Origin of the sequence: Rouxiella silvae, assembly GCF_002093625.1 — a bacterium.
Lineage (GTDB): Bacteria > Pseudomonadota > Gammaproteobacteria > Enterobacterales > Enterobacteriaceae > Rouxiella > Rouxiella silvae.
On the sequence record NZ_MRWD01000006.1, the window covers coordinates 1 to 22,200 of the forward strand.

The window sequence follows — 22,200 nt, forward strand, 5'->3', positions numbered from 1 at the left end:
CGTTACAACTGTTAATTTTTTTTCCAAATTAAAATTTAAATGTTGAATGATTGTTGATTTCAACCAAATTATTAGAAAAACAGAATTAAAACAAGACTTAATATTTTATCGGAGCAACGAAAATGAGTAATGAAATTATTCGTGATGACTCCCCAGCAGAATATAACCTATCACGAAGGAAAGTTCTGCTCGGCGGCGTTGTATTAATTGGCAGTAGTTATCTAGGGCCTACCCTACCGGCATGGGCTGATAGTCTACAAAATGCCTCATATACTAACCAGTTTATGCAACTGTCAACGCTATTGGTTAATCATAAGCTGGATAAAAATGTAGGTTTAAGACTGGCTGCGGCAATGCAGACGAGTAAAATGCTTACCCCCCAGCAAGTGAGCGATATTCTGGCTATTGCCAACGCTAAAAATGCAAAAATTGTCGAAGACTTCTTTCCTGATATCCCGGCAGGCCCACTCAAAGTGGCAGCACTAGACATTATTTCGGCCTGGTATAAGGGCGTGCTGGTTGATGCTCCTGATGCAGAAGTGTTCACCTATGAACTCGCCTTGATGTATCAACCGACTATTGATGTCATGACTATTCCAAGCTATGCGATCTCAGGCCCTAACGGCTGGACATCTCATGCGCCCCCGCTTGCAGATATGCCTGAATTTTAAGGCATAAAAGGTTATTTCCCCATAATAGCCATTAACGCACTACTTCACTGATGATTAAATACTCGCGTTTATTCACGTACTGCGCGGGAATCACATTTAAGCTGGATTAACATAATGAACGCAGATGTAATTGTAATCGGCACGGGTGTTGTCGGTTGTCTGATAGCGGAAGAACTGTTGGACGCCGGACATTCGGTCCTGATGCTCGAGGCAGGTCCACGCGTAGAACGCTGGCAAATTGTCGAGAATTATCGAAATCTTCCTCCTACTTCACGCCTGCACTTCAATGCGCCTTACCCCCCTAAACCGTGGGCGCCCCATTTGATGTCTGCCACCCCGGAACAGGCCGCCGAATATCTACAGTTGGAAGGGCCTAATGCGCGGGCTTATCAGCAAGGTTATGTCCGTTATGCGGGCGGTGCGACCTGGCATTGGGCCGGTATTTGCTGGCGTCTAACCCCCGATGACATGAAGCTTAAATCGCTCTATAACGTAGGCCGTGACTGGGCTTTTGATTACGCGACGTTAGAGCCTTACTACGTGAGAGCGGAATATGCTTTAGGCGTGTGTGGTCCTTCAGAACCCGAGCTGCAATGGCCACCGATTCGTTCAAAACCTTATCCAATGGGCCGTCTGCCGTTTGGGCCGGGCGAACAGCGTTTTACCGACGCGGCCGCAACCGTGGGATTAGTAAACCTCCCGTCAGCACAGGCGCGTAACAGTGGTGTTGCCTATGGCGACCGACCGGCATGCTGCGGCAATAACAACTGCATTCCCGTTTGTCCAATTGGTGCAAAATACGACGCGGCGACCTCTTTGACTCGAATTGAGTCTAAAGGCGGCAAGATTTTGACTAATGCTGTGGCTTATAAAATAGAAACCGGCGAAAAAAATCAAATTCAGGCGGTTCATTATTATGACAGCGAGAAGAATACCCATCGCGTCACCGGCTCTATTTATGTCGTTGCCTGTAATGGGATTGAAACACCTAAACTTTTACTGATGTCTACCGATACGCGCAACCCTAACGGCGTTGCCAACAGCTCTGACCAGGTCGGACGCAATATGATGGATCAGCCCAAATTAGTGGTTGAACTTGAATTGGCTGAACCGGCGTGGACCGGTGTAGGTCCCGTTCAGGGCAGCAGCATTATGGAAACTTCTCAGGGTGATTTCCGTTCAGAACACTGCGGCGCATTGTTCCGTTTCAATAACATGGCCCGAAGCCGTATTGGTGCCACGGCGGCCCTTGCCCAAGGTTTAGTGGGTAAAGCGTTAGATAAAGAAATTCGTCGCCAGGCTGCCTGCACGGCCGAAATAGCCATCGAGCATGAGTTAATGCCTGCGGCGCACAATAGGCTGACGCTATCGAGTAAAAAAGATTGGTTAGGTTTGCCGAAACCTAATATTTATTATGATGTCGGCGACTATGTCCGCAAAGGATCCCAAGTCTTTTCCATTCCGACGGCCAAACGCCTTGCTGGCGCATTAGGCGCAACTAAGGTTGATATATCGACACAATATACCAACAGTGACCACATCATGGGTGGCTGTATTATGGGTAATGACCCGGCGGATTCTGTCGTCGATATAGACTGTCGTGCGCACGACCACGAAAATCTTTTCCTTCCAGGAGGCGCAGCGATGACCACCGGCGGGTGTGGTAACAGCACATTGACGATGGCGGCGCTGGCACTAAAAGCCTCTGATGCTATTCACCTGCAACTGGGGAAAGCCTAATGGTTAAATATGCCTATAATTTAGCGTTCACATTTTCATTATTGGTGAGTTCGTTATCTGCCATAAATGCCAACGCGGCTGACAGTGATACCTCTCGTGCCATCGAACAAGGGAAGTATCTAGCCATCGCTTCGGACTGTGCGGCATGCCATACCAATAAAGACGGAAAAGATTTTGCAGGCGGCCTGAAGATTATTTCTCCAGTCGGCACAATCATTGCCAGTAATATTACGCCGTCCACGCAGGCGGGTATAGGAAGCTATACTGAGCAGCAATTTGCTGATGCAGTGCGTAAAGGTATACGAAAAGACGGTGCTAATTTATATCCGGCGATGCCCTATACCGCCTATTCGGTTATGACCGACGGTGATATTCACAACTTGTATGAATATTTCATGCACGGTGTTGAGCCGGTCAATACCCCTGCGCCTGAAACCGCGTTGCCTTTCCCGATGAGTATCAGAACCATGATGATGGGCTGGAATTTGTTATTCCTCAATGACAAGCCTATCGCCTCGGACAATACGCAAAGCGCAGAGTGGAATCGCGGAAAATACCTCGTGATGGGTGCTGCACACTGCGGTACTTGCCATACGCCGCGCGGTCCATTGATGGAAGAAGAGAACAGTAAGTTCTTGAGTGGCGGCCAGGTGGGGGCATGGTATGCACCCAATATTACCTCCGACAATGAGTCAGGGATTGGCAGTTGGAGCAAAGAGCAACTGGTTCAGTACCTTCGTACCGGAAACCTGCCCAATAAAGCACAGGCGGCGGGAAGCATGGGAGAAGCCGTAGAGCACAGCTTCCAATATCTTAGCGATGCGGATCTTAATGCGGTCGCGACGTATATAAAAACCGTGAAACCGATCAGTACGGAAGAGAATAAAGGTTCCCGCTTTAATCAAGGAGCACCCGGTACATCTTTAGATGATTTACGCGGTAAATCTTCACAAGCTATTAAAGATGCCAACCTTGAGGGCCTGAGCTTATTTCAGGGCAACTGTGCATCGTGCCATGAACCTTTGGGTGAAGGGAGCAAAGACCAGTATTATCCAAGCTTATTCCATAATTCAGTAACAGGCTCATCTAACAGTAATAACGTAATAGCGACGATTCTGAACGGTGTTAACAGGACGACAAAAGAGGGGCAAGTCTTCATGCCAGGCTTTGGTCATCATCCTAATGACATCAATAACCTTTCAGACCAGCAAATCGCGACACTGTCTAATTATGTCATAGCGACCTATGGAAAATCGGACAAAAAAGTTACCGCCCAAGATGTGGCGACCGTTCGTCAGGGTGGCCCCGCGTCTTATTTGGTCTTGGTTGCACGCATAGGGATTATCGTAGGCGCTGTGGTTGTGGTGATATTGGCCCTTTGGCTGTATGTTCGCCGCGCCAGAAAAACCAAGAACAACCTAAAGTAGTTGAATGACACTCAGGCCCTCTTTCACGAGGGCCTTTTTAAACACAGGTTGGTTAAAGTGTACTTTTTCTCCGCTGTGGCCACGTATTCGCGACATCAATCCCCGAAGGTTTCTGAAATATCCCCAGATTGAAATAGCCTGCCGTCGCGTACATAAACTCGAATATTTCAGACTGCGTCTCTTCATACGCGGCCCAAAATACGTTTGACGTAAAACAGTAAATTTCGATTGGCAAGCCTTCAGCCGTTGGGCTTAATTGGCGCACAATGACATACATATCATTACGGATGTCATCGCGCTGCTTGAGATAATCCATGACATAGCCGCGGAAAAGTCCCAGATTGGTAATGCCGTGATGAATCAGCTGTTGGTCAGAACGCTCGCTTAAACGCTGGTCGAGGTACGCCTCGGTACTGTCGATTTTTCCGGGCACGGCGGCCTTAAGTCCATCCAGCAGTTCGGTAGAAGCAAAAGAGATGCTGGACTGATCGATGAAAAAGCTTCGCTTAATGCGGCGACCGCCGGATTCAAACATCGGCTGCCAGTTGGTGTAAGGCTCGGTAATAAAATTCTTGGTCGGCACCTGTGAAAGCGTGTTGTCCCAGTTTCGAACCGTAATAGTATGCAGGGCAATATCAGTCACTTCACCGCTTATCCCGCAAACCGGCATTTCTATCCAGTCACCAAGCTGAATAACGTGCGAAGACGAGACCTGTATATTGGCGACCAGTGAAATCAGCGTGTGTTGAAATACCAGCATCAGCACGGCAGCAACGGCTCCCAGGCTGGATATAATAATCACCGGCGATTTATTGGAAAGCGTCGCAATCACCAAGATCGTGGCGATAGAAGACACTACAATTTTACCAATCTGCACATAGCCTTTAATCGAACCGGATTTCGAGCCGTGGCGTTTGGTGTAAGCGCTGATAGTTGTGTCGAGCAGTTCATTGATAAGCATCGTAATATTGACGATAAACAACACGCCACATAGCGTTCGAATGGCTTCGATCAGCGCATCGGGTAAACCGTTTATCAACTGAGACATGAAATAAACCGTGACCACCGGTACTACGTTGGCAAGCCGACGGGTGATTCGCATGTCTTTATCTTGGTGGTCGCTATTTTTATTTGTGTGAAGAATAAAGCGTCGAACAACGCCCAGCAGAAAGAACCGGCAGATGACCGACGAGATAAACCCGGCCACCAGCATGAGCAGAATTGCCAGTAGAGAGAAGGTAATCTGGTTCGAATAAACCCAGTTCCAAACGTTAATAACATCCTGCATTCTAAGATCCTGATATTTTCCCATGATGCAGACGATCATGAAGGATTATGACAAATTTTCTGCACTAAAAATGGGATCGTCACTTTCGCGAGTCTCAGATTGATAAAAGCGGTGGGATTTTTACAGTAATACGCCCCGACCAATAACCTCATGAATATAAAAATGCGGCTTTGCCGATAGAATGAAAACGTGACGTGCGCGGTCGTAAGTGTGTCGATAATATTTCAGGGTTAGCGCTTTTAAACGGGCGATAATGAATTCCCAATGGGCATAATGTCCAATCATAAAAGTAAACAGTCGTTTATAAAATTCCTCTCAATAAATAATTATCAATAAAATCAAATCAATAAAATCACACGATTCACTTTCATTTTTATTCGCCTCTTCATGCTGCCGTTTTTAACGGCAAAAATAAGTTGATACAAACTTTTTCATTTAAAGAATTTTGTTACTTTTTTGTCTTGGGCACTGTCTTCCACGCCAATAATGATAGTGATATTAATAATGATTATCGTTCGATGAATCATTTAATGATGTGGAGCAGTCGCAGTGTTAGCAACATTTGTTATCGCCTTGCGGGAAGGACTTGAAGCCGCGCTTATTGTCAGCATTATTGCGGCATTTTTACGCAAAAATGGCAAAAGCCTGTCGGCTATGTGGGTAGGCGTCTTTCTGGCGGTAGTGCTCTCAATCATTGTTGGCGTGGCCCTTGAAATGACCGAGCGCGCCCTACCGCAGGCCAGTCAGGAGTCAATGGAGGCGGTGATTGGCTTGGTAGCCGTTTTTTTTGTTACCGGCATGGTGATGTGGATGAATACCCACGCCAAAGACATCAAAAAAGAACTTGAAACCGGCGCGGCCCAGGCAATAAGTCAGTCGAGCGCCTTTGCATTGGCCAGCATGGCCTTTCTTGCAGTGCTCAAAGAGGGTTTCGAAACCAGCGTGTTTTTACTGGCAACTTTCTCCGTGGCTCAATCAGCCGTTTGGGCGGCGGTCGGCGCGGTAGTTGGACTGCTGATGGCGGTGATTATCGGCTGGGGATTTTACGTTGGCGGCATCCGCATAAATCTCGCACGCTTCTTCCGCTATACCGGCATGTTCCTGATCCTGGTTGCCGCAGGCCTCATTATCTCCTCCCTGCGCAGCGCCCATGAGGCGGGCTGGCTCAATATAGGTCAAGACCGCATCGCCAATCTTATGTGGCTAGTGCCTCCAGGCACGGTGCAGTCTGCATTGATTTCCGGCGTACTTGGCGTTCCCACCGACCCGCGTCAAATCGAAATGGCGGGCTGGCTACTGTATATTATTCTTGTCGCAGTGCTTATTTACTGGCCTGCCAGACTGCGTCCCTCTCCTAAAGTCGCTGCTCGCGCGTTATTCACCTCTGCCGCTATCTTGGCGATGGCTGCCGTTGCCCTGTTCTCATTTTATCCGCAGACGCCGCTGAATATTCCTGAATTCGCCCCGCTGGTTGGCAATGCTGAGCAGCCCGTCATTGGCCGTGCCAGCCTGCTCAGCGGCGATAACACAGTGCCCGAACTGCGGGTTGAATTACCCGCTGGAAAATCACTGAAAATCGCCTTGCATAATAGTGATAGTCACGGCAACCCCGAGCAGGGAATTCGCGTGCAGCATTGGATGGCACATTTTAACACTGTGCCAGAGGGCGCTTCACCGGTTCTCACGCTGGACCAAGTGATGGCGCTCAATGGAAATCGCATTCCTATCGGGCTAAGTCCGAGCCAGCATCCCGGGCCTTATGAGGCTAAATGGTCAATAAACTGCTCGGTGTCCACCACCGCCGCTCAGGGGACCCTGCTCTCTTCAACCGCTCAAGCCGAGACTTTTGTCACCCTGAGCGGCAGTGGACTGCAGTCGCCACGCACCATTAGCGTGCGCAGCAGTGCGCCAGACGCTTTGTGCCACTGGCAGGTGGCAGACGCTTATCAAAACAAGGTGTTGAGCCAGCTAAAGGCCCAGCAGCAATCGTTTGAAACCTATCGTTTTTGGGCTCATCACTTGCCCGTATTTTTGGCGCTGTTAGCCATTATTTTACTGTTCGTAGCAAAACAAAAAATAACCCGACAAAAAAGCATGTCGCATAAATCCTATTCACCAACAACTCTGCAAGATAATAAATAAGGGACAGCACAATGTTTAAAAAGACATTTAAGAGAAAAGAAGCGCTGACGACAGCCGGATGCCTGACCGCACTGCTGATGTTCTCTGTGGATGCTTATTCTCAAGACGCCGCGCAGGCACCGGTTAAAAACGGCGTGTCGCAGGTTAACGTCACCATGACCAGTGCCGACGGTGGCACCTGTATTCTCGATCACAACACCGCCAAGGCCGGTCCAGTCACCTTCAACGTGGTGAATAAAACGGCCACTTCGCTGACCGAGCTGGAACTGCTGAGCGACAACCGTATTCTGGGCGAAAAAGAGAACCTGGCACCGGGTCTGCCTGCCGCTAAATTTACCCTGACGCTGGACGGCGGCACCTATCAGCTGTACTGCCCGGGTGCCAAACAGGAGTTGATCACCTTCACCGTAACCGGTAAAAGCGCCGCACAGCCTACCGGCAGCACTGCAACCGTATTGACCGATGGCGCAAAAGGTTATGCAACCTACGTGAATGGCGTGGTTGATGCCATGGTGGTCGCCGTTAACCGCCTAAATACCGACATTGAGGCCGGTAACCTAGAAAAGGCCAAGGCTGATTATTCTAAAGCCCGTCCTTTCTATGAGCGCATTGAATCCGACGTGAACGGCTTTGTGCTACCGGGCTTCAAGGCTACCGATAATGCGGGCAACCTCGACTATCTGATCGACATGCGTGCCTCTAACCTTGACCCTAAAGTGGGCTGGCACGGCTTCCACGCCATCGAGCGTGACCTGTACGGCAACGGCAAAATAACCCCAGACACCAAGAAACTTTCAACTGAACTACAGCAGAACGTCAAACAGCTCGACACGCTGGTTAAAGGCCTAACCTACAAGCCGGTAGACCTGGCAAACGGCGCGGCAGATCTGCTTGAAGAAGTGCAGAGCACCAAAATCAGCGGTGAAGAAGAAGCCTTCAGCCATATCGACCTGGTCGATTTCGCCGGCAACATTGAGGGCGCAGAGCAGTCGTTCGCTTATCTGAAACCGGGCCTTGAGAAAATCGATCCCGATTTGACCCAGCGCGTATCCGCCCAGTTTGCCGCGGTACACACTCTGCTTGATACCTATCGCGACCCGAAAGTTGCCGGTGGTTTCAAATACTACACCGCAGACATCAAAGCGGCCGATGGTGCAAAACTGAGCCGTACCGTTCAGGCACTTCAGGAACCGCTGTCTAAAATCGCTGAAAAAGTGGCCACCAGCGGAGGCGCATGATTAATGAGCAGTAAACAAAATCCGGCCAGGGAGGCCGGAAATTTTTCTCGTCGTCATTTATTGAAGGGAGCGATGGCCAGTGCGCTGGCCATTCCTATGGTCGGCAGCGCACACCCTAAAGCCGTGGCGCAAACTGATCCGGAAGATAACGTTGATTTATCAAAGGAGCATGCTTTTTATGGCGAGGCTGGACAGGCGGGCATCGATACGCCTCCACAGCGCTATATCATGTACATGACTTTTGATATGACCTCGACTAATCCGCGTGATTTACAGGTTTTATTGGCCCGCTGGTCCTCGGCCATTGCCCAGCTCATGAAGGGCGAAACCATTGGGCAGGTTGAACCAACGCGCGACAGCGGCGTAGGTATGGACACCGGCGAAGCGCTCGACCTCGGTCCGGCCTCGCTGACGGTGACCGTTGGCTTGGGCCCTCGCATCTTCGGCGATGCCTTTGGGCTTGCTCAGCACAAACCTGCCCTGATGCGCGAACTGGTTCAGTTACCCAGCGACAATATGAAGCCCGAGCTGAGCGGCGGCGACCTCTCACTGCAGGCCTGTGCCGACGATCCGCAGGTGGCCTACCATGCGATACGCAATCTGGCACGCATTGCCAAAGAGACGGGCGCAGCGGCAACTCGCTGGTCAGTATTAGGGTTTGGGCGCGCCTCGGCCGGAAAAGGTCAATCAACGCCTCGCAACCTGTTTGGCTTTAAAGACGGCACGCGCAATCTCACCGAAAAGAGTGATTTTGACAAGTTTGTTTGGATCAACGACGGCGGTCCAGCCTGGCAGCAGCAGGGCAGCTATCAGGTGGTGCGCAAGATTGAAATGCGCATTGAAAACTGGGACACCGACAGGGTCAGCGACCAAAATAATGTTATCGGCCGCCATAAAGTCTCGGGTTGCCCGCTTAGTGGGAAACAGGAGTTCGACACGCCCGACTTTACCAAAAAGGATGAGAGCGGAAATCTGGTTATCCCGCCAACGTCGCACATCAGCCTGGTGGCGCATGAGAATAATGCGGGCATCAAGCTGCTGCGTCGTTCGTATAACTATACCGACGGCCTCAACAATTTGGGCATGATGAACGCCGGCTTGCTGTTTATCAGCTATCAGAAAGATCCGGCGCAGTTTGAGATTCTGCAAACTAAACTGGGCGCTTCGGATGCCATGAACGAATACATCTCGCATATTGGATCAGGCATCTTCTTCGTGCCGCCTGCGCCAAAAGAGGGGTCTTACATCGGCGCCGAAATGTTTGAGAGTTAACTAAATCCCCTGTTTGTTCGCCGCATGGGCTACGCTAAGAGACGATGCTTGACGATATATCACACAAAAAGTCACAGCCAAGCCCGTCTCTTACATCGCAACTGCCGCTAATAAAAACAATTCAGGAGTCTGTTAATGAAAACCGTCGGATTTGCCGCTTACGACCCGAAAAAGCCGCTTGCACCCTATGAGTTTGAACGCCGTGCGCTGCGCCCCAACGATGTCGCCATGGAGATTTTGTTCTGTGGCGTGTGCCATTCTGATTTACATACTGCGCGAAATGACTGGGGATGGAGCTATTATCCGATTGTTCCCGGCCACGAAATCGTCGGTCGCGTGACTGCCGTGGGTCCGCAGGTTAACCGCTATAAAGTGGGCGACCACGTGGCAGTAGGCTGTCTGGTCGACAGCTGTCAGGAGTGCGACCAGTGTCAAAAAGGCGAAGAACAGCTGTGTCGCGAAGGCATGACTGGCACCTACGGCGGCCACGATCGCATCACTAAAGCGCCGAATCAGGGGGGATATTCCAAGCATTTAATTGTGCGTGAAGAGTTCTGTTTAAGCATGCCTGCCGGGCTTGACCTTTCCAAGGCCGCACCGCTGCTTTGTGCCGGCATCACCACCTGGTCACCGCTAAAAACCTGGAACGTCGGCGTAGGCAGCCGTGTTGGCGTAATTGGCCTCGGCGGTTTGGGGCACATGGCGGTTAAACTGGCCGTCGGCCTCGGTGCAGACGTCACCGTAGTGAGTCGCAGCGCCGCCAAAGAAGCCGATGCGCTGGCGCTGGGTGCGAGCAGACTGCTGGTTAGCGCCGATGAAGAGGCTATGGCGCAGGCCGCCAATCACTTTGATTTAATTATTGATACCGTGCCGGTAAAACACGACATTACGCCTTATCTGGCGCTGCTGGACGTAGATGCCACGCTAGTTCTGGTCGGTCAGGTTGGGCCAATGAACGAGTTCAATACCGTTCCTATGCTGATGGGACGCCGACGCGTTGCCGGTTCACCGATTGGCGGGATTAAAGAAACACAGGAAATGCTGGATTTCTGCGCTGAGAAAAATATCCTTCCCGACTGTGAAATGATCCGCATGGACGAAATCAACGAAGCCTTCGAACGCATGGAAAATGCCGACGTACGCTATCGCTTTGTTATCGATATGGCAACGCTGCCCGCCGGTGCAACGGCATAATCGCAAAACGTCGCGCTCAGTGTTGACTAAAATGGCCAGCCATTGCCTGGCCATTTTTTAGGCTTTTACACCCTCTGCTATTACTTGGCGAAATTCGCCTGAATGCGCTGCTGCAAATAGTCTTCGGCACTGATCGCCGGATACTTGGCCTGCGGCCCAAGAATTTCGACGTCTTTATTGGCCTGACAGAAGAAAGCTAGACTGTAGCGTTCGCCCTGATATTCACCCGGCAGCGGATTTCTGACTCGGTGGAAATTCGACGGCAGCTGGTCGTCACTCCAGCGCATCAGCATGTCACCAATGTTACAGGTAATCACCTCTTCACGCGGTTCGATGCTGGTCCACTGCTGACTTTCACGGTCTTTACCCGGACAAACTTGCAACCCGCCCTGACCGGGACGTTGGAACAACAGCGTCAGGCAGTCAAAATCAGTATGCGCACCGGCGCGCCACATCCCCTGCTGCGACTGTTCGGTGGCGTAGTAATGCAGCATGCGCAGCGTACTTTGGTAGGTTTTCTGATCAGGATTATGCGCGTGTTCAAAAAATTGCTCGGGGAAGCCGAGTTTGAGTGCAAAGCACGACAGCAGCTTCATCCCCAACTGCCAGCACTGAGACTCAAAGCCCAACATGGTATTTTTAAACGCCGGTAGCTCTCGATCGCTCGGCCACAGCGCATCCATTAGCGGGCGCGTTATTTGATAGGACTCTTTTTGGTCGGGTGTTTTGGTCGACGGGCGAACCTGTGATTTATTTTCCCAACCGGCGTTGCGCGCCAGCGGATACTGCGCCTTGACCTCATTGGGTAACGAGAAAAAATCGGCGGTCATGCTGAAGGCCTGACGGATGTCGCTCAGCGCTATACCGTGGTTGGTCACCTGGAAGAAGCCGATTTCAACCGCCGCCTGCCAAAGTTCGTCGGCTATCTCGCTTTTGCGGTTCTCAAAATCCGAGAGGTTAATACAGCGAACTTCACGGGCAAACGTCTCTTCTCCCATTGCGCCCATTTGTGCTTCTTTTTCCAGCTCTTGCAGTGCATAGCCTTGAGTTTGCGTTGACTGTGTCATTATCATTTTCCTTCTTAATCAATAGGGTTAACGCGCCGCGCGCTGGTGTAGGGTACGAACCGCTGACATCGCCTGATGGCGCATCTTTTCCAGGTCGAGACCCGGCACGACGTCGTTTTCAACAATCACGCGACCGTTAATCATCAAAGCTTTGAGCGAAGCGCGACCACCGCAGGCTACCGGACCGATGGCCATATCATGCAGGCCGAAGTAGCGCGGGTCGTCCAGCCGATAAACGGCGATATCCGCCAGCATGCCCACCTGCAATGACCCGCTTTGTTGCAGGCCGAGGATCTGCGCACCGCCCGCGCTGCCCCAGCGCACCACATCTTCAATGGACGCGGCATCACCGCCGCCTTCAAAGGTGCCGCCGTCGTAGCGCGGCTGCGCCTGCATGCCTTTTCTGGCACGCTGCAACAGCCAGGCGGCATGCGCCTCACTCTGCATGTCGGCCGCCTCGTTAGACGCCGCACCGTCAACGCCCAAAGAAACCGGCACGCCGGCTTTTTCCAATGCCAACAGGTCGGCGATACCGCTGCCCAAACGCCCGTTACTCTGCGGACAGTGGGCAATACCGGTGCGGGTTTGCCCCAGAATAGCTATTTCCTGCGGCAACAGTTTCACCAGATGCGCAAACCACACGTCATCGCCCAGCCAATCGTGTTCGGCGCAAAATTCGACCGGCGTCATGCCAAATTTGTCACGCGCTGCATCAAGATAATCCACCGTTTCTGAGAGGTGACTGTGCAGGCGAATGCCCAACTGGCGAGCCAGTTTAGCCATTTCACGCAGCTGCGGTCCCGGCGCCGAATGCAGCAGCGTGGTCGGTGCCATCACGACGCGACGCAGCGACGCCGGACGCGAGTCGTGATAGCGGGCGACCAAGCGCTCAACATCCGCCATGTAGTGTTCGACGTTTTCCGGTCGCAGCGCCTGAGGTAAATCGCGCTCAATTGCCCGCCCCTGCGTGGCCCCTCCTCGGCACAACACGATGCGCATGCCTAACGCTTCACCCTCGCTAAACACAATCTCTGAGGGATCAAACGGCATATCCGGCCAGTAGAGATAGTTATGATCGGCAACGGTAGCACAGCCCGAACGCAGCAGCTCAATCAGGCCAATGCGCACCGCCAGACGAAACGTTGTTTCATCGAAGGTGGCGCGAAAACGATAAGGCGTAGCGCTTAACCACTCGGTCAGGCTTTTGTTCAGCCCCTGTGGCTCGCCTTTAAGCAAAGACTGAAACAGGTGATGATGCGTATTGACCCACGCCGGATATATCACGCAGTCTCGGGCGTCAATCAGCCTCTCTTCCGGCAGTGCCGTCAGAGACCCGATGGCCTCAATTACGCCGTCGCGCACGCGAATATCTGGCCCAGTGTGGCGGGCAGCATCACCCGGCAGGCCGGTCAGAATGGCGTGCGCATTTTTAATCAGCAATGAATGAGATGACATTACAACGCTCCTCAGGGTTTGACGTCCATATGCTCGACAAACTGCGTGGTATAGGCCTGTTTCCAGTCAGTGTCGGCATTGAGCAATTTAGCATTGACCATAAAATCTCGGGTCTTCTGCCAACGGGCCTGCGTCATGGTTCCCCAGCCCTGCGTCGCGGCGTCACCGCCGTCAATCAAGTGGTGCTGTTTGATTTGCAATACCGCCCAATCCAACAGGTCGTCGGTCATTTTCGGGTTGTCTTTTTTGATTAACGCGTTGCCCGGTGCAGGGTTTTGCAGATAGCTGACCCAGCCTTCCATTGAGGCGCGCACAAACTTGGCCATGGCGTCTTTACGGCTGTCGATCAGATCCGGACGGGTAATCAAAATACCGCCATAAGGGGGATATCCGTGCTCGGAGAAGAGGAAGAAATTAGATTTCACCCCAGCCTTTTTCGCCTGAAATACTTCAGAGCTGACGTAGGCCTGCTGGGCAACATTGTCATCGGCAACAAAGGGTTGGATATTGAAGGTGTAAGGCCGAGCCTGAGAATCGCTGAGGTGATAGCGCTCTTTCAACCACGGCCACCAAGTTGACTGGCCCGAGCTGGACACCAGAATAGTTTTACCTTTTAAGCCGTCAAGCGAGGTGACCGAAGCGTGGGTGAGTAAACCCTGCGGGTCGAACTGAAACGGTGCGGCGATCGCTATAGCCTGAAAACCGCGCTGCACGGCATCGAGCAGTTGGAGATCATAGCCGATAATCACGTCGGCACGCTTGGACAGCAGCAACTGCATGCCATTGATCTGCGGCCCACCGGACTGAATCGTGACATCCAGCCCATAACGTTTATAAATACCGGTCGCCAGCGCCTGATAATAACCGCCCTGCTCGGCCTGGGCATACCACGAGGTCAGCAGAACAAGCTTCTCGTCGGCGTGGGCCGTCAGCGAAAAAGTCCCCAGTATCAGCGTGCTCAGCACGCAGCAAGACAGGGGAATGCGAGATGTTAACTTCATTGCTCCTCTCCTAATCATCGCCGGAAGGAGGACAAGCAAAAAGCCGCTCAGCCTCCGTCTCAAAATGAACCGCGAAATGGTTGCTGAGCAATGTCCCGCGCACTTTTCTGCACTGACCGCTTCTACTCACTTGTAGCTATACAAAAACGATGCCAACTCTACCCATGCCCAATCCATGCGCTTTGTGGGTGTTTTAAGCTAATTCAACTCTGCAACCTTTGATTCAAAGCAGAGCAGTGAGCACTACGTTGGTGCAATTTACGGCGTTTCGTTGCCTGGATTTTGAATCTGGCTAAACAACAGTTCGAGCTGTTTAAGCATCATCGACGCTGCAAGAGAGAGCTGGCGCGACGGTGCGACGCACAGCGACAAGGTAAAGGTTTTTAGCTGCGGATCGGTGAGCGGAATAAACTGCAACTGATCATCGAGCACCTCGTCCATGATATCGAGCCAGCACAAAATACCGATGCCTATTTTCTCTTTAATCAGTGAACGGATCATATGAATATTGTTGGAAACCGCGACCTCATTAATCAGGCCACCGTTAATGTTGATTAGCGCCTCAACCGGCTCGGAAAGCATCAATGGCGCAGAGGGGATGATAAACGGATATTCCATACACTGATTGAATCGAATACTGCGCTTCTCGCCCAGCGGATGCCCTTTCGGCACCACGATACCCAGATTAATTTCGGCAAAAGCCTGCACCTGTAACTCTCGGGAACTTTGAGGATTGAGCATGATCCCGAAGTCGGCGTCACCCGACATCAGCGCCTGCTGAATATCGATGTTATTCATGGTAGTCAGCGTGAATGAAATGTTGGGATAGTCGAGATGAACCTTCTTGAGCATCGCGGAAAAAAAGTGCCGATTTATGGCATCAATAGTCGCAATGCGGACGTGCCCGCGCCTCAGGCCGCGCAGGTCATCAAGCTGTTCACAAACGCGATTAAAATCCTTTTTCCAATTATTGGCGGCGTGGAGCAACAGCTCTCCCGCCGCCGTCAACCGCAGCCCGGTCGGGTGTCTTTCAAACAGCGGCATCGCCAGCTCTTTTTCAACCCGCAGTATCTGTCGGTCAATAGACGATGCCGCCACGTGCAAAGTTTCTGACGCCTTGCGAAACGATCCCTGACGGGCAACTTCGGTGAAGTACAGCAGAAATCGGGAGAATGCGAACATAGTTGGGTGCTCTCTTTTATGCAACGGGATGTGCGAATCAAAGCGCTGGACGCAACGGTTTTATAACAATAACGTAGCTTTCATTGCAACGGGAACAATCGTTTCACCGCTTAAAAAGCAGCCTCCTCATACCATTAGCCCCTCCCGCAGTGGGTTGTGTGGTTAAGAGGTTAAAACGCCCGTTTTAACACTTTTCATTTTTATATTTTTTAAATAAGACAAATACGGTAAACCAGAATGAAAGACGCCGAGTTAATTCCTGTCACTATAAAGACTGTCACGAGAAACGGTTTAGGGAATATTTCATTGCAGCTTATCGCGCAGCAAGGGCACCTATTACCGACTTACTCACCCGGCGCACACATTGACGTATTTATTCCTGATATTGGTCCTCGTCAATATTCTCTCTGCACCGAAATCGACAGCGTTGAATATTATGAAATTTGCGTCAAGCTCTCGGAAATATCTTCTGGGGGGTCGCATTTCATTCATCACCACCTCAAGGCGGGCGATAGCCTGAATATTTCTGCACCGCGCAATCATTTTCATCTGCCTGCGGCAACGCGCTATCTGCTGTTTGCAGGCGGAATTGGCATTACTCCGCTGCTGGCGATGGCCGAGAAAATTTCAGCTCAAGATATTGATTTTGAACTGCATTACTATGTCTCTAACGGACAGGGAACGGCCTTTATGAACCGCCTGAGTGCGCCGACATTGGCGAAACACGTTTTTCTTCATTACAGCGACGCAAACGATTCCCTGCGCCAAAAAACGCCCGATTGCCTACTCAACGCTGAGCCAGAGGCAAAAGTTATCGCCTGCGGGCCGGAGGGGTTTATTGAACGCCTGCAGGACCTGCTGCACAAGCATCAATGGCAAGCGGCACAATTATCTTTTGAACGCTTTACCCCTGCACCCGTAAATAACCTTGCCGATGAGAAAGCGTTTTATATTCAGTTGAATTCGACCGGCCAGCGTTATTTAGTCAGCCCTAATCAAACAATTGCCGAAGTATTACTGAGCGCTAAGGTCGATATTATGCTGTCGTGCGAACAGGGTATTTGTGGTTCCTGTATTACTGATGTCATAGACGGCATTCCGGACCACCGCGACTGCGTACTAAGCCAAGAAGAAAAAGAGGAGAACACGCAAATTACGCTGTGCTGTTCGCGTTCTAAAAGTCCTGTTCTGGTCCTCGACCTGTAATGTCAACGCGGAGCATCAAGATGACCTCTCTTAACACTGCAACAGCGCTTAACGGCATTGCCAACCTGCGCCTTCCGGCGTGGCTGCTGCCTCCGAGCTGGCCGCAACAGTCAGGCGAACCGGCAACGGCGGACTTGCGCTTTGAGGACGGCAAAATTTCGTCGCTGACCCCGAGTCATCCCCCGCAGCTTGACCTATGGGACGCTCAAGGCGCACTGGCACTGCCGGGAATGATTGAGCCGCATGCGCACCTTGATAAAACCTTCACCATTGGCCGCAGCCGTCCGTCAAAACCGGGTCTGCTGGCCGCCATTGAAACAATGCATCAGGACCGCCAACACTGGACCGCCGAAGACCTTCAGCAGCGCGGCAAACGAGGTCTGGCATGGGCGGCTGCCCACGGGGTAACGCATTTACGCACGCACATTGACTGGTTTACTGCAACGCCGCCGGTGGCCTGGCATGAAATGGCCCATGTTGAAGAGCACGGCGTTACCCTTGAGCGGGTCGCGCTGGTACCGCTGGGCTTGTTTGCCAATGCCTCTGTGGCAGACGACATTGCCCGTGCTGTGGCGCAAAGCGGTGAACACTGTCTGCTGGGCGGCTTTATTCACTCGTCCAACTGGGACCCAGCGGCGATGAAGAATCTGATGCACAGTGCATCCGCCTGGCAATTAAATCTGGACCTGCACATTGACGAAGAGCTGACCGCCACCGCCCACGGACTGACTTGGCTGGCGCACTATTTGTCAGAAAACGCCTTTAGCGGCCACATCTGTTGTAGCCACGGCTGTGCGCTGGCCTCGGGCAGCGAAGGGCAGGCGCAGGAAGTGTTAGCCCTGCTGGCAGCGCAGCGCGTGACGCTGATTGCGTTGCCGATGACTAACCTGCTGCTGCAGGACGCTGTGGTGGGCCGCACGCCGCGCCAGCGCGGAATAACCGTGCTTAAAGAAGCGCAGGTTGCAGGTATTCCGACGCTGCTGGGGTGCGATAACGTGCAGGATGCATTCTGTCCGGCAGGCAGCTATGACCCGCTGGATACGCTGAGCTGCGCCCTGTTCTCTCTGCAACTCGACACCCTTTTTGACCAACAGTCGCGGCTTATCTGTGACTCGGCGGCGCTCACCGGCAATGCGCACACGCAATCCCCGCTGGCGGAGGGCAGCGCCGCTACGCTGGTCGTATTCCCCGGTAGCAACATCGCGACCTGGCCGTTAAACAGCGCGGCCCGCCTGGTTATCCACCACGGCAGGCTGACCCATCAACGCACGTGGAATCAGGAGTTATCTCATGAGTCTTGAAGCCGGCGCGGGCAAACCGCTCGCCAAATATGCCGCCTGGCGTCGCGCAGGCGATTTTATCTTTCTCTCAGGCATTATTCCGGTCAACCCACAGAGCGCGACTATCGTGCGTGGTTTTCAGGATATTCCGGCCCAAGCTCGCCTGCTGCTGGGTGAAACCGGTGAGTTCTCAACCGATGCCAAACAAGGCCCAATTCTTGCACAAAGCTGGTATGTGCTTGAAAGCATCCGCCACACCATTGAAGAGGCCGGTGGTCAAATGAGCGATGTCATCAAGCTGGTGCAGTATTTTCGCAATCTCGACCACTTCCCGTACTACAGCCGGGTGAGAAAAATGTTCTATCCCGGGCAACCGCCGGTTTCTACCGTGGTGCAGGTCAGTGAAATGCTGCCCAGCGCCGAGGTATTGATAGAAGTTGAGGCCACGGCCTGGTTACCCCAATCCCGCTTAACCCAATAACGTCTGACGACGAGGCACAGTATGATTAACGGCTATATTCCCGCAGCACGTTTTCTCCCTTTCCTGAGCTGGACGGCGATCGCTGCCCTGCCTGACAAAGCCAATACCGTTATTGTGCTGCCGACCGGTGCCATTGAGCAGCACGGCCCACACCTGCCTTGTTCGGTTGACAGCGTGATCTCCTCCGGCGTGGCCGGGCACGCACTGGCGCGGCTGCCACAGGATATTCCGGCCTATGCTATTGCGCCCATAACCTACGGCAAGTCTGACGAACATCTCAACTTTCCCGGCACGCTGACCTTGACCGGCGACACGCTGCTGCAAACCGTGCTCGAAATTGCCGAATCGCTGTATCGCGCTGGATTCCGTAAGCTATTGATGATTAACGGCCACGGTGGACAGCCACAGGTTTTGCAGATGGCATCGCGTGAAATGCGTCTGCGCCACGGCGACATGATAATGATCCCCCACGACGTGTTCCGCGTGCCTAACGTTGAAAATCAGTTCCTGAGTGCGTTAGAGCAAAAAATGGCGATGCACGCCGGCCACAGTGAAACCGCGGTGATGATGGCGCTGGCCCCGGAATGTGTCCACATGGAGCACGCGGTGGCCAATTATCCGCCTGAGTTCCCGTGTCCGACGCTTTCAAGCGGCCGCCCTGCTGCTGCCTGGGCCTCTTACGATTTTGGCCCCAGCGGCGTAATTGGCGATCCGACCGAGGCCACCGTTGAACAGGGCCACGCGATCCTCGACTCGCTGGCAGACAGCTGGGCACAGGCGATCGTCGAAATCCACCGTATGCAATGGAAAGTACGCAGTGAGCCAACCTGGGGAAAACACCACTGGAACGGCTTCGTGCAAACCACTTTTACTCCCCCTTCGTCTTCTTTTGTCTCTGAATAAAGGAACTGCCGCGATGATAAAACTGCCTACCCCGACTCACACTCTGCTTGCGCTGCTGCTGGCCGGGATTTCTACCACCAGCATGGCCGAAGAGAAATTTACCTTTTTGACTAACTGGTACGCGCAGGCCGAGCACGGCGGTTTTTATGACGCCGAGGCCAAGGGTTTGTATAAAAATGCCGGCCTCGACGTCAGCATCAAAATGGGCGGCCCACAGGTTAACGTCATGCAGTTGATGGCCGCGGGTCAGGCAGACTGTACTCTTGGCGACAACGGTCAGGCGCTCGAAACCTGGCAGGCCGGTGTGCATGCGGTAACGGTTGCGACAGTGTTTCAGCATTCGCCCACAGTATTTATCAGTCACGACAAGGTTGAAAATGCGCAGGGATTGAAGGACAAAACCTTCCTGCTCGCCACTGAGGCCTACACCTCTTTCTGGCCGTGGGCCAAGAGCGAACTGGGTCTGGCCAGCGCAAAAATTCGTCCCTATACCTTTAGCGTTCAGCCTTTCTTGGCAGACAATAATCTGGTGCAGCAGGGCTATGTCACCTCCGAGCCTTTCTCGGTCGAAAAAGGCGGCAAACCTTTCTACGTTTATATGCTCAGCGACTGGGGCTACCCGCCTTATGGCAACTCAATTATCTGCATGGCCGATACCGTTAAGAAACGCCCAGCCGCGGTGGCTGCCTTTGTGAAAGCCTCGATGCAGGGCTGGAAGGAGTATCTTCAGGATCCAACGGCGGGCAACGCGTTGATTCACAAAGATAATCCACGCATGGGTGCAGACCAGATTGCCTTCGGCATCGTACAGATGAAGAAATATCAGTTAGTTACCGGCGGCGATGCACAGACCGGCGGCATTGGCATTATCACTGAACCCCGTCTGAAAAAGACCTGGGACATGCTGGTAAAAAACAAGCTGATCGATGCCGATAAAGTGCCGTTTGAGCAGACGTATACCCTCGACATGATCAAAGATGCGAAGGTTATGCCATGAATTCCGCACCGAAACTGACGATTATGAGCGACGTGCGCACCGCAAGCGCCCCTTCAACGCCAGCCATCGAGGTGCTGTCGGCGGAGAAAATATACAGCAACGGCACACGCGCGCTGTTGCCAGTCAATCTCACCATTAATCAGGGCGAATTCGTGACCCTGCTCGGCCCGTCCGGCTGCGGTAAAAGTACGCTGCTCAAGATGGTGGCAGGACTTATCGAGCCAAGCGACGGCAAACTGGTGCTGTGGCGCAAAGACAGTCGCGAAAAAGGCCAGGTGCCGCTCTCTTTCGTGTTTCAGGAAGCGACGCTGATGCCGTGGAGCAACGTGCAAAATAACGTGCGTCTTCCGCTGGATCTTGCTGGCGTACCGCGCGCCGAAGCCAACACTCGCGTCAGTGAAGCGCTGGAGCTGGTCGGTTTGGGCAAGTTTGCTAAAGTGCTGCCGCGCGAGCTCTCGGGCGGCATGCAGATGCGCGTATCAATTGCTCGCGGACTGGTGACACGCCCCAAACTGTTGCTGATGGACGAACCTTTTGGTGCACTCGACGAGATAACCCGTAACAAGCTCGACAGTGACCTGCTGCGGCTGTGGCGTGAGCAGGGGTTAACGGTGGTGTTCGTGACTCACTCGATACATGAAGCCGTATTTCTTTCTCAGCGGGTTGTCATGATGGCAGCGCGGCCGGGGCGCGTAGTGGAAGATATTGCCATCACGGAGCCTTTCCCACGCAGCGAAAATTTCCGCGTCAGTCCCGTTTTTTCACACTATGCGAAGCAGTTGCAGGACAGCCTGCTGCAAGCCAGCCAATCAGGTATGGAGTAATCGTATGCCCACTCAAAAATCCTCCCCATGGATGAATAATCCCACGTTTCGAAAAATTCTTTATCCCGCGCTGGTGGCGGTAGTGGTAATTTTGCTGTGGCAGGGCTGGGTCAGCTATTTCAAAATCCCCCAGTTTCTGGTGCCTTCACCGGTGGTGATGCTGCAAAGCCTGTGGACCAATCTGGGTTCGCTGATGATGTCGCTGCTGTTTACGCTAAAAATCACCCTGATATCATTTTTACTGTCGATTGTTATCGGCGCGGCGGTGGCCTTTGTGCTGGTGCAGAACCGCTTTGTGGAAACGGCGCTGTTTCCCTACATCGTATTTCTACAGGTCACGCCTATCGTTGCCATCGCACCGCTGATTATTATTTGGGTGAAAGACACCACGCTCTCTTTGGTGGTTTGCTCGACGCTGATGGCGGTGTTCCCGATTATTTCTAACACCACTCAGGGGCTGCGCAGCGTTTCGCCCGGCCTGCTGAGCTATTTCCAGCTGAGCAACGCAAGCCGCCTACAGATTCTTGTTCGTCTACGTATTCCTTCTGCCCTGCCCTATTTTTTTGGCGCACTGCGTATCTCCAGCGGACTGTCGCTAATTGGTGCAGTAGTGGCTGAATTTGTCGCGGGAACCGGCGGAAATAATACCGGCCTGGCCTACCAGATACTTCAGGCAGGATATCAGCTCGACATTCCGCTGATGTTTGCCGCTCTGTTGTTAATTTCACTGACCGGTATCGCGCTGTTTGGGGTGATGTCGTGGATTTCTCGTCGTGTCCTGAGTGCCTGGCATGAAAGCGAAGTCGTGCAGTCTCATTAAAATCATTCATTA

19 protein-coding genes are annotated in these 22,200 nt (G+C 52.5%); 14 read left to right on the top strand and 5 right to left on the bottom strand.

Features of this window, described 5'->3' with window-relative positions; all coding sequences use genetic code 11:
- The first annotated feature begins 122 nt into the window (after positions 1 to 122).
- The 3 genes from BS639_RS03785 to BS639_RS03795 all read left to right on the top strand — a co-directional run bounded on the left by BS639_RS03785 (position 123) and on the right by BS639_RS03795 (position 3,838).
- On the top strand, positions 123 to 671 hold the full coding sequence (locus BS639_RS03785; RefSeq protein WP_084982294.1) for a sugar dehydrogenase complex small subunit: 549 nt from the start codon (positions 123 to 125) through the stop codon (positions 669 to 671).
- Positions 672 to 785: 114 nt separating this feature from the next.
- The gene (locus tag BS639_RS03790; protein WP_084982295.1) at positions 786 to 2,411 is read left to right on the top strand and encodes a GMC family oxidoreductase; all 1,626 of its coding nucleotides are present in this window, start codon (positions 786 to 788) and stop codon (positions 2,409 to 2,411) included.
- Complete coding sequence (locus BS639_RS03795) at positions 2,411 to 3,838, top strand: cytochrome c (protein WP_084982296.1); 1,428 nt, start codon at positions 2,411 to 2,413, stop codon at positions 3,836 to 3,838. Before BS639_RS03790 ends, BS639_RS03795 begins: the two co-directional genes overlap by 1 nt.
- 52 nt (positions 3,839 to 3,890) lie before the next feature.
- On the opposite strand, the gene BS639_RS03800 is transcribed toward BS639_RS03795, so the two are convergent.
- Positions 3,891 to 5,126 carry a mechanosensitive ion channel family protein gene (locus BS639_RS03800; protein ID WP_055781665.1) on the bottom strand — a complete coding sequence of 412 codons (1,236 nt, stop codon included), beginning with the start codon at positions 5,124 to 5,126 and terminating at the stop codon, positions 3,891 to 3,893.
- Between the two features lie 549 nt (positions 5,127 to 5,675).
- Here BS639_RS03800 and efeU point away from each other — a divergent pair.
- The 4 genes from efeU (at position 5,676) to BS639_RS03820 (ending at position 10,972) form a co-directional block, all read left to right on the top strand.
- Positions 5,676 to 7,268, top strand: coding sequence for an iron uptake transporter permease EfeU (gene efeU, locus BS639_RS03805; RefSeq protein ID WP_084982297.1), 1,593 nt, complete (start codon positions 5,676 to 5,678; stop codon positions 7,266 to 7,268).
- Between the two features lie 11 nt (positions 7,269 to 7,279).
- Entirely contained in the window at positions 7,280 to 8,506 is a 1,227-nt protein-coding gene (efeO, locus tag BS639_RS03810) for an iron uptake system protein EfeO (RefSeq protein WP_084982298.1), read from the top strand.
- Between the two features lie 3 nt (positions 8,507 to 8,509).
- On the top strand, positions 8,510 to 9,778 hold the full coding sequence (locus BS639_RS03815; RefSeq protein WP_055781656.1) for a Dyp-type peroxidase: 1,269 nt from the start codon (positions 8,510 to 8,512) through the stop codon (positions 9,776 to 9,778).
- 135 nt (positions 9,779 to 9,913) lie between these two features.
- Positions 9,914 to 10,972, top strand: coding sequence for an NAD(P)-dependent alcohol dehydrogenase (locus BS639_RS03820; protein WP_084982299.1), 1,059 nt, complete (start codon positions 9,914 to 9,916; stop codon positions 10,970 to 10,972).
- 80 nt (positions 10,973 to 11,052) lie between these two features.
- Here the strand turns inward: BS639_RS03820 and BS639_RS03825 are convergent, their stop codons facing one another.
- The 4 genes from BS639_RS03825 to BS639_RS03840 all read right to left on the bottom strand — a co-directional run bounded on the left by BS639_RS03825 (position 11,053) and on the right by BS639_RS03840 (position 15,677).
- On the bottom strand, positions 11,053 to 12,039 hold the full coding sequence (locus BS639_RS03825; protein WP_084982300.1) for an isopenicillin N synthase family dioxygenase: 987 nt from the start codon (positions 12,037 to 12,039) through the stop codon (positions 11,053 to 11,055).
- A gap of 27 nt (positions 12,040 to 12,066) precedes the next feature.
- Entirely contained in the window at positions 12,067 to 13,494 is a 1,428-nt protein-coding gene (locus BS639_RS03830) for an amidohydrolase family protein (protein ID WP_084982301.1), read from the bottom strand.
- Between the two features lie 11 nt (positions 13,495 to 13,505).
- Complete coding sequence (locus BS639_RS03835; protein ID WP_084982302.1) at positions 13,506 to 14,495, bottom strand: ABC transporter substrate-binding protein; 990 nt, start codon at positions 14,493 to 14,495, stop codon at positions 13,506 to 13,508.
- 258 nt (positions 14,496 to 14,753) lie between these two features.
- Entirely contained in the window at positions 14,754 to 15,677 is a 924-nt protein-coding gene (locus tag BS639_RS03840; protein ID WP_084982303.1) for a LysR family transcriptional regulator, read from the bottom strand.
- Positions 15,678 to 15,914: 237 nt separating this feature from the next.
- Between BS639_RS03840 and BS639_RS03845 the strand changes: the two genes are divergently transcribed.
- Genes BS639_RS03845 through BS639_RS03875 form a run of 7 tightly spaced genes read left to right on the top strand, consistent with a single transcriptional unit; the run spans position 15,915 to position 22,188 of the window.
- Positions 15,915 to 16,883: a PDR/VanB family oxidoreductase gene (locus BS639_RS03845; protein WP_084982304.1), complete on the top strand. Its 969-nt coding sequence runs from the start codon at positions 15,915 to 15,917 to the stop codon at positions 16,881 to 16,883.
- Between the two features lie 20 nt (positions 16,884 to 16,903).
- Positions 16,904 to 18,184, top strand: a complete 1,281-nt coding sequence (locus tag BS639_RS03850) for an amidohydrolase family protein (protein ID WP_084982305.1) — start codon at positions 16,904 to 16,906, stop codon at positions 18,182 to 18,184.
- Complete coding sequence (locus BS639_RS03855; protein WP_055781628.1) at positions 18,174 to 18,644, top strand: RidA family protein; 471 nt, start codon at positions 18,174 to 18,176, stop codon at positions 18,642 to 18,644. The genes BS639_RS03850 and BS639_RS03855 overlap by 11 nt, the downstream gene beginning before the upstream one ends.
- A gap of 21 nt (positions 18,645 to 18,665) precedes the next feature.
- Complete coding sequence (locus BS639_RS03860; protein WP_055781623.1) at positions 18,666 to 19,547, top strand: creatininase family protein; 882 nt, start codon at positions 18,666 to 18,668, stop codon at positions 19,545 to 19,547.
- A gap of 13 nt (positions 19,548 to 19,560) precedes the next feature.
- Positions 19,561 to 20,544, top strand: a complete 984-nt coding sequence (locus BS639_RS03865) for an ABC transporter substrate-binding protein (protein WP_084982306.1) — start codon at positions 19,561 to 19,563, stop codon at positions 20,542 to 20,544.
- Positions 20,541 to 21,368, top strand: coding sequence for an ABC transporter ATP-binding protein (locus BS639_RS03870; RefSeq protein ID WP_084982307.1), 828 nt, complete (start codon positions 20,541 to 20,543; stop codon positions 21,366 to 21,368). Before BS639_RS03865 ends, BS639_RS03870 begins: the two co-directional genes overlap by 4 nt.
- 4 nt (positions 21,369 to 21,372) lie before the next feature.
- The gene (locus tag BS639_RS03875; protein WP_055781613.1) at positions 21,373 to 22,188 is read left to right on the top strand and encodes an ABC transporter permease; all 816 of its coding nucleotides are present in this window, start codon (positions 21,373 to 21,375) and stop codon (positions 22,186 to 22,188) included.
- The last annotated feature ends 12 nt before the right edge of the window (positions 22,189 to 22,200 follow it).